The organism is Streptomyces sp. W16, from assembly GCF_033194735.1.
Lineage (GTDB): Bacteria > Actinomycetota > Actinomycetes > Streptomycetales > Streptomycetaceae > Streptomyces.
This window is the reverse complement of record NZ_JAWOAI010000286.1, coordinates 1-12795: the sequence shown is the minus strand read 5'-3', so window position 1 is coordinate 12795 and position 12795 is coordinate 1. Positions and strand designations below refer to the sequence as shown.

11 protein-coding genes are annotated in these 12795 nt (G+C 70.4%); 5 read left to right on the top strand and 6 right to left on the bottom strand.

Features of this window, described 5'->3' with window-relative positions:
- Positions 1-283 precede the first annotated feature (283 nt).
- Both R6V09_RS31500 and R6V09_RS31495 read left to right on the top strand, forming a co-directional pair.
- Complete coding sequence (locus R6V09_RS31500; protein ID WP_317884861.1) at positions 284-1615, top strand: ATP-binding protein; 1332 nt, start codon at positions 284-286, stop codon at positions 1613-1615.
- Positions 1612-2331, top strand: a complete 720-nt coding sequence (locus R6V09_RS31495) for a response regulator transcription factor (protein ID WP_317884860.1) — start codon at positions 1612-1614, stop codon at positions 2329-2331. Before R6V09_RS31500 ends, R6V09_RS31495 begins: the two co-directional genes overlap by 4 nt.
- A 13-nt stretch (positions 2332-2344) precedes the next feature.
- On the opposite strand, the gene R6V09_RS31490 is transcribed toward R6V09_RS31495, so the two are convergent.
- Complete coding sequence (locus R6V09_RS31490) at positions 2345-3421, bottom strand: C40 family peptidase (RefSeq protein ID WP_317884859.1); 1077 nt, start codon at positions 3419-3421, stop codon at positions 2345-2347.
- A gap of 415 nt (positions 3422-3836) precedes the next feature.
- Between R6V09_RS31490 and R6V09_RS31485 the strand changes: the two genes are divergently transcribed.
- The gene (locus R6V09_RS31485; protein ID WP_317884858.1) at positions 3837-4190 is read left to right on the top strand and encodes a hypothetical protein; all 354 of its coding nucleotides are present in this window, start codon (positions 3837-3839) and stop codon (positions 4188-4190) included.
- On the opposite strand, the gene R6V09_RS31480 is transcribed toward R6V09_RS31485, so the two are convergent.
- Positions 4168-5157, bottom strand: a complete 990-nt coding sequence (locus tag R6V09_RS31480; protein ID WP_317884857.1) for a tellurite resistance/C4-dicarboxylate transporter family protein — start codon at positions 5155-5157, stop codon at positions 4168-4170. The genes R6V09_RS31485 and R6V09_RS31480 overlap by 23 nt on opposite strands.
- Before the next feature lie 127 nt (positions 5158-5284).
- Complete coding sequence (locus R6V09_RS31475) at positions 5285-6115, bottom strand: C40 family peptidase (protein ID WP_317884856.1); 831 nt, start codon at positions 6113-6115, stop codon at positions 5285-5287.
- Positions 6116-6347: 232 nt separating this feature from the next.
- On the opposite strand from R6V09_RS31475, the gene pcrA reads away from it, so the two are divergent.
- Positions 6348-8855, top strand: coding sequence for a DNA helicase PcrA (gene pcrA / locus R6V09_RS31470; protein WP_317884855.1), 2508 nt, complete (start codon positions 6348-6350; stop codon positions 8853-8855).
- A gap of 53 nt (positions 8856-8908) precedes the next feature.
- On the opposite strand, the gene R6V09_RS31465 is transcribed toward pcrA, so the two are convergent.
- Together R6V09_RS31465 and R6V09_RS31460 are read right to left on the bottom strand one after the other, a co-directional pair.
- Positions 8909-10441, bottom strand: coding sequence for a M23 family metallopeptidase (locus R6V09_RS31465; protein ID WP_317884854.1), 1533 nt, complete (start codon positions 10439-10441; stop codon positions 8909-8911).
- 244 nt (positions 10442-10685) lie between these two features.
- Positions 10686-11555 carry an esterase/lipase family protein gene (locus R6V09_RS31460; protein ID WP_317884853.1) on the bottom strand — a complete coding sequence of 290 codons (870 nt, stop codon included), beginning with the start codon at positions 11553-11555 and terminating at the stop codon, positions 10686-10688.
- Positions 11556-11932: 377 nt separating this feature from the next.
- Here R6V09_RS31460 and R6V09_RS31455 point away from each other — a divergent pair, with 377 nt between their 5' ends.
- On the top strand, positions 11933-12349 hold the full coding sequence (locus R6V09_RS31455; RefSeq protein ID WP_033280095.1) for a cobalamin B12-binding domain-containing protein: 417 nt from the start codon (positions 11933-11935) through the stop codon (positions 12347-12349).
- A 41-nt stretch (positions 12350-12390) separates the two neighbouring features.
- On the opposite strand, the gene R6V09_RS31450 is transcribed toward R6V09_RS31455, so the two are convergent.
- The coding region (locus tag R6V09_RS31450) for a DUF5691 domain-containing protein (RefSeq protein ID WP_442810187.1) at positions 12391-12795 on the bottom strand (405 nt) is incomplete at its 5' end.

Sequence of the window (12795 nt, the reverse complement as noted above, 5' to 3'; positions counted from 1 at the left end):
CTGCGGCCCGCCGCCCGCTGCGGGGCCCGGGCCGGAGCCGGGTCCCGGACCCCTCGCGGCGTGCTCGTGATCTGTCATGCGTCCATGCTGCCCGCCGCGAGGCGCCGATGGCAGTCGGGACGACCCTGGCCGAACCCTGAAATCCGCCCTGAGTCGGACCGGGGGAGTGTTCGACGACGACCCCGACATCGCGAAAGACCGCGAAAGCGCCCCGCAGCGCGCCGATTTCCGAGTCCGAGCACGCCGTTCTCGAAGATCAGGGGAGTCTCGGGGGCCGACCCTGATGCTCCGGGCGGCGGGGCGTGTGAACATCGGTGGCATGCCGGAAGCCGCAGCATTGCCAGTCGAGGACCCGCGGCCGCCGCGCAAGCTCTACCGCAGCAGTGACGGACGCTGGCTCGGTGGAGTGGCGCGGGGGCTCGCCGGGCATCTCGGCCTGCCGGTTATCTGGGTGCGGCTGGTGTTCGTGGGCCTGTTCCTCGCGGACGGACTCGGCGCGCTGCTGTACGCCTCGTTCTGGTTCTTCGTGCCGCTCGGCGTCGGCGGCGTGGTCGCCGGTCAGCGTCCCCCCTCCCTCGTCTCCACCGAGACCTCACCGGACGGCCGCCGCAGACTCGTCGCCCGCAAGCCGGACAAGGGCCAGATCGTCGCCCTGCTCCTCATGGTCGTCGTGGCACTGGTCTTCGTCGGCAATGTGAATCTGGGCGACGGCGCCAAGGCCTATCTCTTCCCGACCGTCCTCGTCGGCGCGGGCGTCGCCCTCGTCTGGCGCCAGGCGGACAACGCCCGCCGCGCCCGCTGGGCCGAGGTCGGCGGCCGTCGCCGTACGCTCAGCCTGCTGCGCGCGGGCGGCGGCGTCCTGCTGGTCACCGCCGGTGCCACCGCGATCTTCGTGCTGCAGGGCTCCGCCGCCCACCTCGGTTCGGTGCTCCAGGCCGCCCTCGCGGTCCTCGTCGGCATCACCCTGCTCGCCGGCCCGTACCTCGTGCGGATGACCCAGGACCTCTCCGAGGAGCGCCTCATGCGCATCCGCGCACAGGAGCGCGCCGAGGTCGCCGCCCATGTCCACGACTCCGTGCTGCACACCCTCACTCTGATCCAGCGCAACGCGGAGAGTCCGAACGAGGTGCGGCGCCTGGCCCGCGCCCAGGAGCGCGATCTGCGCGCCTGGCTCTACAAACCGGAGGGCACCGGCAAGGACGAGGCCGACGAACCCGACACCCTCGCCGAGGCGGTGCGGCGCAGCGCGGCCGAGGTCGAGGACAAGCACGGCGTCCCCATCGAGGTCGTCATCGTCGGGGACTGCCCGCTCGACGAGAGAATCGGTGCCCAGATGCAGGCCGCGCGCGAGGCGATGGTGAACGCGGCCAAGTACGGTGGCGAGGGCGGCGCCGTGCAGGTCTACGCCGAGGTGGAGGGGAAGAAGGTCTTCGTGTCCGTCCGTGACCGCGGACCGGGCTTCGACCTCGACTCGATACCCGCCGACCGCATGGGCGTCAGAGAATCGATCATCGGCCGTATGGAGCGACACGGCGGTACGGCACGGCTGCGCGCGGTGCCGGACGGCGGTACCGAGGTCGAGTTGGAGATGGAGAGGGTGGAGAAGACGTCATGAGCGACGCGACCGAGACGAACGAGCCTCTGGAGCCGACCGGCGGGAGCGCGGGCGGGCGTCATGTGCGCGTGGTCCTCGTCGACGACCACCGCATGTTCCGTACGGGGGTCCAGGCCGAGATCGGCCGGACCGAGGAGACCGGCGTCGAGGTGGTCGGCGAGGCCGCGGACGTCGACCAGGCGGTCACGGTCATCACCGCGACCCGCCCCGAGGTGGTCCTCCTCGACGTCCACCTGCCGGGCGGCGGCGGGGTCGAAGTCCTGCGCCGCTGCGCCCCGTTGATGAGCGCCGCCGAGCAGCCCGTCCGCTTCCTCGCCCTGTCCGTGTCGGACGCGGCGGAGGACGTGATCGGGGTGATCCGCGGCGGTGCGCGCGGCTACGTCACCAAGACGATCACCGGCACCGACCTCGTCAACTCCGTCTTCCGCGTCCAGGAGGGCGACGCGGTCTTCTCGCCCCGCCTGGCCGGCTTCGTCCTGGACGCCTTCGCGTCGACCGACGCCCCGCCGGTCGACGAGGACCTGGACCGCCTCACCCAGCGCGAGCGCGAGGTCCTGCGCCTCATCGCGCGCGGCTACGCCTACAAGGAGATCGCCAAGCAACTGTTCATCTCGGTGAAGACGGTCGAGTCCCATGTCTCGGCGGTGCTGAGGAAGCTCCAGCTGTCGAACCGGCACGAGTTGACCCGGTGGGCCACGGCACGCCGACTGGTGTGACCCACAAGGGAGTTCACACCACCCGCGTGGCCCCCGCGAACGGCATCTGGTCGATCGGCGCCAGCCGCACCGGAGCCGACGGGTTCGGGGCGTGGATCATCTGCCCGTCGCCGACGTAGATGCCGACGTGGCTGATGCCCGAGTAGAAGAACACCAGGTCGCCGGGGCGCAGTTCGGACCGGGAGACCCGCTGGCCGGCGTTGATCTGGGCGTAGGTCGTGCGGGGCAGCGAGACTCCGGCGGAGCTGTAGGCGGCCTGGACCAGGCCCGAGCAGTCGAAGGCGTTGGGACCCGTCGCGCCCCAGACGTAGGGGCTGCCGAGCTTCTGGTAGGCGTAGGAGACGGCCGCCGCCGCACGGGAGTTGGGGGCGTCGGCCGTGGCCGCGGAGGAGCCGGGCGCACGCAGTGCGTCCCGCGCCGTGGCCGCCGACCGTGACGCACGCCCCGAGGTGCCGGCGGTCTGCTCGACCTGGGCCCGCTGCTGCGGAGGCAGCGCGGACAGCAGCCGCCGCGCCTGGTCCAGCTTGCCGTTGATCGTCTTCTTCTGCCTGCCGAGCTCCGCCTGCCGCGACTTCAGCGAGGTCAGCTCGACGTGCGCGGCGCCGCGCAACTGCTCGATCTCCCGCAGCTGTTGCCGTACGAGAGCGACGGCTGCCGTCTGCCGGTGGCCCACCCGGTCGGCGAACTCGGCGCCGTCCAGATACTGTTCGGGGTCGTCCGAGAGCATGAGCTGCACCGCGGGGTCGAGGCCGCCGCCGCGGTACTGGGCCGCGGCGACGTAACCCAGCGAGTCCCGTGCCGAGTTGAGTTTCTCCGTCTTGCGCGCCGCCTCGTCCCGCAGGGTGTTCAGCTGCTTCTCGGCCGCGTCCGCCTTCTCCTTCGCGCCGTCGTACTTCTCGGTGGCGACCTCCGCCTCCTGGTACAGCTTGTCCACCTTGGCCTTGACCTGCGTCGGTGTCAGCTGTGGCTCGGCGTGCGAGGTCCCGTCGAAGCCGGTCGCCGTCGCCGCACCCGCGAGGGCGATCGTGGCGGCGGTGCGGGCCGTATGGCCGCTGAGCGAGCGCTGTCGGGGCTTGCGGTGCGCTGCCACGTGGACTGCACGTCCTTTCGTACGACCGCCGGGGGAGCGGGCGGGTTGCGCGTCCGGCGGCGGCTCACACAGGGGGAGCGGGCCGCCGCCGGACCTTCTCGGCGGTGGTGTCCGACTGCCGCCCCTGGTCCGGGCGGCGGTGGGGAGCCGGTCACCTGGTGGAGGACGCTAAACCTGACTGTGACGGCCCGGTAACGCATGTACGGAAATGACATGAGGTGATCGCCTATTGGCGAAAGGTGACTGTGCTTCCGGTCCGGGGCCACCGCCTTCGAGCGGCGCGCTGACCGATGCGGCGGTTCCGGCGCGGCGGGTGGTGACGCGGTGCTATGGGCCGCATATATGCAAGGCCCGGTGAGCTATAAGGCGGCCCGGTGTCGGCCGGTCCCCGAGCCCCTGATTAGGCTCCGGCCTCATGGACGTACTCATCCATCTCTTCGTCGGCCTGCACATCATCGGCATCGCCGCGCTGCTCGGCGGTTTCCTCACCCAGATGAAGGCGATGGGCCAGGGCACGGCCCGCTTCGTCCCCGGCATGCTGCACGGCGCGCTGACCATGCTGGTCACCGGCGCGATCCTGGTCGGCCTCAACCAGGCCGACGATCAGCACATCAACAACATCAAGATCGGCATCAAGCTCGCGCTGCTGGTCGTGATCCTCGGACTCGTCTACGTGAAGCGGGACGAGGAGACCGTCGACAAGACCCAGTTCGCGCTGGTGGGCGGCCTCACCATGGTCAACATCTTCATCGCGGTCCTGTGGACGTGACCCCGGACGTGGTGGCGAGACAGAACCGGACCGTCCCCGCGGCCACCACCAGCCAGGCCGCCACCGCGATCCACAGCACCACCTCGCCAGGCGTCCGCAGCCACGAGACGTCCACGGCGCTGCCCACGGACAGCGCGGTCGCCGCCGTCATCCCGAGCGGGAACACCGTCGACCAGCGGCGCACGTCGTAGCGCAGTCTGGGCCAGGCGATCTCGGCGGCCAGCAGGACGACGCACCAGGCCACGTCGAGCACCAGCAGCGCCACGGTCACGGCCCGCAGGACACCCCGGTCGTCGGAGTTCCACAGGTACAGGCGGGCGCTGTCGGCGGCGATCAGCTTCGACCCGGCCAGCGCCGAGACGGCCAGCGCGCCGCCGACGATCCAGTGGTCACCGGCCCCGGTGATCACCTGCCGCCATTCGAAACGGGCCAGCGCGAACCCGTAGAGGACGAGCCCGAACCAGAACAGCACCAGCGCCGTGTGCGCCGGCCAGGCCGCCGACTCGGCCGCGGCGATCGTGGCCCCCAGCACGGCCAGCGACTGCGTGGCCACACAGCCGAGGAACACCGTCCCGGGCATACGTCCCTGCCAGTTCCCCAGGACCCGCACGAGCAGCCCCGGCCACTGCACCACGGCCAGCGCGAGCAGTGCCTCGGCCACGGTCTGCCGGCCCGCGAGTGAGAACCGGGTGCCGAGCACGGCGGTCGCGGCGACGGCGGTCAGCGCCCCGGGCGTCCCCGCCTCCGTGAGCCACCTCCGCCAGTCCCACAGCAGCCGTACGGCGAACTCCACGGCCAGCCCCAGCCAGAAGGCGCAGGCCACCGCCAAGGCGATATCGGACAGCACCTCGTACCCGGTGAGACGCAGGCCGACCGACACGATGCCGGTCGCCATCACGACGGCCCCGGCCGCCGGCGGACGCTGCGCCCACCAGACGCGGAAGCGGGAGGTACCGGCACCTGACATGGCTCCGATGCTAGGGAGCCGCCCCGGTGCCGAGGGCGGGCCACGCGCGCGTGGACCTCAAAAACACCTGCACGCGTGCGTGGCCGTCAACAACACCCGCACGCGCGCGTGCGCCCACGCACTCCGCTCAGGCCGGCCGCACCACGCTGTGGATGACCGACATGCCCCCGTAGTGGACCGACTCCTCGCGGACATAGGTGCCGGGCTTCAGGGCGTGGATCACCATGCCGTCGCCGACGTAGACGCCGACGTGGCTGCTGTCGTCGTGGAAGAAGACCAGGTCACCGGGTTGCGCGTCGGCCAGGGAGATCGTCGTGCCGGCGTTCGCCTGGTCGGTGGTCCCGCGCGGGAGGGTGACTCCGGCGGCCTTCCAGGCAGCCTGGGCGAGGCCCGAGCAGTCGTACGAGCCGGGTCCCGCGGCGCCCACGACGTACGGTTTGCCGACCTGGGCGCGGGCGAAGGCGACGGCCTGCCGAGCGAGCGCCGCTGCCGCCTCTTGGCGCTGCTGCCGTGCGGCCGACTGCGACAACAGCGCGCGTGCGGTGGAGAGTTTCTTCTGGACGGTGGCCTTGGCCGTCCTCGGGTCGCTCTGCGTGTCGTCGGGGGCCTGGAGGCTCACGGTCGCCTCCTGGTGCTTCCCCGCAGTCGTGGACCGCTCCGTGAGGTGTGCGGCGACCGCGTCCTTCCGGCGGGCGGTCAGCCGGCTCATCAACTGGGCCTGGTCGTAGTGGTCGTGCGGGGTGGCGGTGAAGGAACTCGGCTTTCTCCGCACGGAGTTGATCTTCTGCGTGCGCTTGGCCGCGTTGTCCCTCTCGGTCGCCGAATCCGCCTGCCGGTAGAGGTCGTCGATCTTCTTCTCGACCTCTCCGAGGCGCGGATCGCCGTCGTCGGCCGCGGGGGTCCATATGCCTGCGATGCGCGAGCCGGTGGAACGCGGCTTGCGGTGCGACGACGCCAAGGCGGCGACTCCTTCCGAGGTCGGTGGGGTCGTGGAGCTTGATCGAACGCTAACCAATTTGTGTGGCTTGTGTGAAGGTCGATGGTCGATATGCCCGATGGGTTCGCGTGACCTCGGTCATGTGCGGGTCTCGCCGTCGCTGATCGTTATCGACCGGTTCTGGACCGTGAATTTTCCCGAGTTCTCGGGGTGGCGGCCGGTTGTCAGTGGGGCGCCCTAAACTCGGAGGGCGATGAGCAGCCTCTTTGACGACAGCTTCCTGGCGGATCTCAAGGCCCCTCGGGCCCACGATGAAGAGCCCCCGCCACCGCCCGAGGACGAGCACGGACCGGAGCCGGTTCCGGACGACCTGTTCGGCGGGAAGTTCGACGTGCCCGCGAGCAGAGACGCCTACTACCGGGACGGCGCCCCGCGCCCGGCGGTGGACCCGGCCGCGCTCCTGGACGGGCTGAACGAGAACCAGCGCGCGGCCGTCGTCCACTCCGGCACCCCGCTGCTCATCGTGGCCGGCGCGGGCTCCGGCAAGACCCGCGTGCTCACCCACCGCATCGCCCACCTCCTCGGCGAGCGCCATGTGCACCCGGGCCAGATCCTCGCGATCACCTTCACCAACAAGGCCGCGGGCGAGATGAAGGAGCGCGTCGAACAGCTCGTCGGCCCGCGCGCCAACGCGATGTGGGTGATGACCTTCCACAGCGCGTGCGTGCGCATCCTGCGCCGCGAGTCGAAGAAGCTCGGCTTCACCTCCTCGTTCTCGATCTACGACGCCGCCGACTCCAAGCGCCTCATGGCTCTGGTCTGCCGCGACCTGGACCTCGACCCGAAGCGCTACCCGCCCAAGTCGTTCAGCGCCCAGATCTCCAACCTGAAGAACGAACTGGTCGACGAGGAGGACTTTGCCGCCCGCGCAGCGGACGGTTTCGAGAAGACCCTCGCGCAGGCCTACGCCATGTACCAGTCGCGGCTGCGCGAGGCCAACGCCCTCGACTTCGACGACCTGATCATGACGACGGTCAACCTGCTGCGCGCCTTCCCGGACGTCGCCGAGCACTACCGCCGCCGCTTCCGGCACGTCATGGTCGACGAGTACCAGGACACCAACCACGCGCAGTACGCGCTGGTGCGCGAGCTGGTCGGTACCGGCGCGCACGACGAGGACGTACCGCCCGGCGAACACGACCTGCCGCCCGCCGAGTTGTGCGTCGTGGGTGACGCCGACCAGTCGATCTACGCCTTCCGGGGTGCGACGATCCGCAACATCCTCCAGTTCGAGGAGGACTACCCGAACGCGACGACGATCCTCCTGGAGCAGAACTACCGCTCCACACAGACGATCCTCTCCGCCGCCAACGCGGTCATCGAGCGCAACGAGTCCCGCCGCCCCAAGAACCTGTGGACCAACGCGGGCGCGGGCGCGCAGATCACCGGTTATGTCGCCGACACCGAGCACGACGAGGCCCAGTTCGTCGCCGAGGAGATAGACCGTCTCACCGACGCGGGCGACGCGAAGGCCGGGGACGTCGCCGTCTTCTACCGGACGAACGCCCAGTCCCGTGTCTTCGAGGAGATCTTCATCCGCGTCGGCCTGCCCTACAAGGTCGTCGGCGGCGTCCGCTTCTACGAGCGCAAGGAGGTCCGGGACGTCCTGGCCTACCTCCGCGTCCTGGCCAACCCGGAGGACACGGTCCCGCTGCGCCGCATCCTCAACGTCCCCAAGCGAGGCATCGGCGAGCGCGCCGAGGCGATGATCGACGCCCTCTCGCAGCGCGAGAAGATCAGCTTCCCGCAGGCGTTGAAGCGCGTCGACGAGGCCTACGGCATGGCCGCGAGGTCGACGAACGCGGTCAAGAAGTTCAACACGCTGATGGAGGACCTCCGTACGATCGTCGAGTCCGGCGCAGGACCGGCGACGGTCCTGGAGGCGATCCTCGAACGCACCGGCTATCTGGCCGAGTTGCAGGCCTCCACCGACCCGCAGGACGAGACCCGCATCGAGAACCTCCAGGAACTCGCCGCCGTGGCCCTGGAGTTCGAACAGGAGAACAGTTCAGGCGAGGGCGAGACCGAGAGCGAGACGCCTGTCGGGCTTGCCGCCTTCCTGGAGCGGGTGGCCCTGGTCGCCGACTCGGACCAGATCCCCGACGAGGACGAGGACGGCTCCGGAGTCATCACCCTGATGACCCTGCACACCGCCAAGGGACTTGAGTTCCCGGTCGTCTTCCTCACCGGCATGGAGGACGGCGTCTTCCCGCACATGCGCGCCCTCGGCCAGGCCAAGGAGCTGGAGGAGGAGCGGCGCCTCGCCTACGTCGGCATCACACGCGCGCGTGAACGCCTGTATCTGACCCGGTCCTCGCTGCGCAGCGCCTGGGGACAGCCGTCGTACAACCCGCCCTCCCGCTTCCTGGAGGAGATCCCGGCGGCACACGTGGAGTGGAAGCGGACCGGCGCCATGGCGGCCCCGCCGTCCACGGGTCCGGCCTCGGGCATCGCGGCCTCGCTGTCCTCGTCCCGCTCGCGTTCGTCGGCGTCGGGTGCGTCGGGCTTCGCCACGCGCAGGGCCTCGGAGAAGCCGGTCGTGTCCCTGGCCGTCGGCGACCGGGTCACCCACGACCAGTTCGGCCTGGGCACGGTCGTCGGCGTGAACGGCACGGGGGCGAACGCGGAGGCGACGGTCGACTTCGGAGAGGCCAAGCCGAAGCGGCTGCTGCTGCGGTACGCGCCGGTGGAGAAGCTGTAGCTCGTAAGGGAGTCGCCCCTACGGGGGGCTGCCCGTAAGGGAGTTGGGGCGGCTTACGTCGGGTCGAGCCCGTGGCTGCGAAGCCACGGGAGCGGGTCGATCGCCGCGCCGCCCGCCGGGCGCACCTCGAAGTGCAGGTGCGGGCCGGTCGAGTTGCCGGAGTTCCCGGAGTACGCGATCGGGTCGCCGGCCTTCACCGTCGTCCCCGAGGGGACGCGGTAGCTGGAGAGGTGGCAGTACCAGGTCTGCGTGCCGTCCTTCTCGGTCAGGATCAGCATGTTGCCGTAGGCGCTGTTCCACTTCGTGCTGACGACGCCGTCGGTCGCGGCCATCACCGTCGTGCCGTACGAGACGGGGAAGTCGATGCCGGTGTGCACGGACATCCAGTTGACGCCTGCCTGGCCGAAGTAGGCGCTGAGGCCCTTCTGCGTCACCGGCAGCACGTACTTGGGGCGCATCCGCTCCTTGCGGGCCGCCTCCGCCGCCGCCTTCTTCTTCTCGGTTTCCTGCTGGGCCTTGAGGTCGATACGTTCCTGCGTACGGCTGGCCCGGTCGGCGAAGTCGTCGGCGCCGGCCGAGAGGCTCTTGATCTGCGCGTCCAGCTTGTTGTTCGCGACGGACGGCTGCACCGAGGTCGCGTCCGAGGCGGATGCCGTCGTGCCGCTGCCGCCGGAAAACGTGCCGACGGACGCGGCGGCGATCCCCGCGACCCCCATCACACACGCGGACGGCACGGCGATGGTCATCAGCGCGGACCGCTTCGGAGGCGTACGGCGCCTGGAACGGCTCCCGTTGCGGCCCGCGGCGCGCGAGGCGGTCGCCGGGGCCGGGGTGAACTCCTCCTGGTCTTCGAGGAGTTCGTGGTGCGGCTCGGATCCGTCCCGGTCCGGCTCGGCCTCGTCGAGGGCGGGCAGCTCACCGGTCGCGGTCAACTCGCCGTCTTCCGGGGCGGGTTCGTCGTACGTGCCCTCGTGCGTCCCGTCGTACGACGGTTGCTCGAAGGCGGTGGTCGCGGCGGCGGGGCTGCCGTCGTCGTTCCACTGCGTGGCGTCGTACGCGCCGGTGTCGAAGGCCTGTGTGCCCCATTCCCAATGCTGGGTCTGGTCGGCGGGGGCGGCGGAATGGGCCGACTGGTCGGGTTGGAGCCAGGCGTTGGCATCCCACTGACCGCTGATGTCGGGGCCTGCGGTCTGCGGCGGGATGGCGGACAGCTGCTGGTAGTCGGCCGACCAGGCGGTGGTCTCGTAGGCGCCCGTGTCGTAGGTGGCGTGGTGCTGGGCCGCGTACGGGTCGTAATTCAGGGTGTGTTGAGCACCCGTGGACCAGGCCGAGGAGTCGTAGGCGCCGGTGGTGTGCGAGCCGACGTCGTGGCCCTGCATATCGCCGAACAGGGGGTCGGTGGCGAAGCTCGCGGTGGTGTGGCCGCTGTCCGCGCCCGGGTGAAAACCCGTGGCGGAGTGGTCGCCGTACGTGGTGAAGTCACCGTACTGAGCGTCCTGCCCGCCGTACGACGCGTACTGCGCCGAGGTGGCATCGGAAGCCGGAGCCGGGGTGGTCATGATCCCCGACGGGTGACGGTCGTTCACCAACTTCTCTTTCGCCTCGACAACAGGGGCTGGCAGAGCAGTGCGGCGACTGTACCCGGCAGTATGCGAGCCCGACAATCTTCGTCGGGTTTCGCGTCAGCCGGAAACGGGCATTCGGCCGTGTTTCGGGGGACGGCGGGCACGGGTTTGGCCTTGCGTTCGAATAGCGTTCGAGGCTGGAGGCTGTTGGGTCGCTGTCGGAGCCCTGTGTGAGGCGTTCCGGGTGCCGGTGGTCGGGTCGGGGTCAGGCCACCGTCAGACCGCCCGTGCGGGTGGTCGCGGCCGGCGCCTGGGTCCGTGGCGTGTCGAGAGCCTGACGGATGCCCGACGCGATGGCCGGGTGTACCGGCAGCGCAAGATGGCCGATGCCGCTGACCTGCACGTTCTGTGCGATCAGGTCGGGATGGTCGATGCGGGCGGTCTCCAGGGGCTCCATCAGGTGGTCGAGGTCGCTCCAGAAACTGACGAAATGCGTACGGCAGCCGGGGGCGGGCAGGCCCAGCTCCTCGATCACCGCCGAGCCGGGCCGCATCTGGCGGACGATCGGGTGCGCGTTGGCCAGCGGGACCACGGCGGTGCCGGAGTGCGGGGTCCCGAGCGTCACCAGCGTGCGGACCCGCAGGTCACCGCCGAGCCGCTGCACGTAATAGCGCGCGATCAGCCCGCCCAGACTGTGCCCGACGATGTCCACCCGCTCACTGCCCGTGCGCTCGCAGATCTCCTCGATGTGCCGGCCGAGCAGCTCGGCCGCGGTACGGATGTCGCAGGTCAGCGGCGAGTAGTTGAGCGATTCGACCGGCCGGCGGCCATGCTCGGCCAGGGCCCGGCGCAGCAGCACGAACACCGAGCGGTTGTCGATGAACCCGTGCAACAGCACCACCGGGGGTTTCGCCTCGGTCGGCAGCGGTGCCGCGTCCTCCGGGGAGGGGGCCGGAGGAAGCGGCAGCCTGCGTTCCTGGGTCATGCCGGACGGATAGAGGAGAAGGTGGCCCGCGAGGATCGCGATCTCCAGGGCCGTCGCTTTCAGGAGGGTCATGGAGAGCCCCGCCAGCCTGCTGGGCAGAAGGCGCTGACAGAGGGGGAGAAAGGGTTGCACCGCCCTGGTGACCTTCATGGCCGACCTCCTGTCGGCACACGGATCGACAGCTCCGTCCCCCGTGTGCCCTCGTGGGAGGCCACGGCGAGGATCACCGACGGTGCGCGAGGGGTGCGCGCGGCGTGCCCCTCGTGCCTGTGCCGATGCGCCGAACCACCACGGCGCGCGGCCTGCGGCGCGGTGGTGCGGCGACCTCGTTGCGGCTCCCGTTGCGCTTGTTCCCGCTGGAACGCTGCGCGGTGAACGTGTCCCATCGTGTGATTTCCCCCTCGGTATCCACCGCGAAACTGCCGGTTGCGGGATGCTGGAGATAACGTTCGTTCACTCCCCGCACCGGAGCGGATGCCGCGGTACCCGCCGGTAGGGATGAACGCAGTCGCTTCATGGAGGCAGTGATGGGTGTGGCAGCCGGTCCGATCCGCGTGGTGGTGGCCAAGCCGGGCCTCGACGGCCACGACCGCGGGGCCAAGGTGATCGCGCGGGCGCTGCGCGACGCCGGTATGGAGGTCATCTACACCGGCCTCCACCAGACCCCCGAGCAGATCGTCGACACCGCGATCCAGGAGGACGCCGACGCGATCGGCCTCTCCATCCTCTCCGGCGCCCACAACACGCTCTTCGCCGCCGTGATCGACCTGCTGAAGCAGCGCGAGGCGGAGGACATCCTCGTGTTCGGCGGCGGGATCATCCCCGAGGCGGACATCGCCCCACTCAAGGAGAAGGGCGTCGCGGAGATCTTCACCCCCGGGGCGACCACGCAGGCGATCGTCGACTGGGTGCGGGAGAACGTGCGCCAGCCGGCCGGGGCGTAGGGCCTGCGGCGATTGGGGGTTCGCTGCTCGGCGCCGGTCATTTACGGCGCCTCCAGCTCCCGCGCCATCGCCGCCCGCAACCGCAACGTCGTCACCAGCCGCTGAAACGCCTCCGCCCAATAACCCCCCGCTCCCGGCGCCGCGTCCTCCGACTCGTCCGGCACCGCAAGCAACCCGTCGAGCCGACTCGCCTCGGCCGGATCGAGACACCGCTCGGCCAGCCCCATCACCCCACTGAAACTCCATGGATAACTCCCCGCGTCCCGCGCGATGTTGAGCGCGTCCACCACAGCCCGCCCGAGCGGCGCGGCCCACGGCACCGCGCACACCCCGAGCAGCTGAAACGCCTCGGACAGTCCCTGCGCCGCGATGAACCCGGCCACCCACTCGGCCCGTTCGCCCCCGCCCAGCGTGCTCAGCAGCTTGGCGCGCTCGGCCAGCGACAC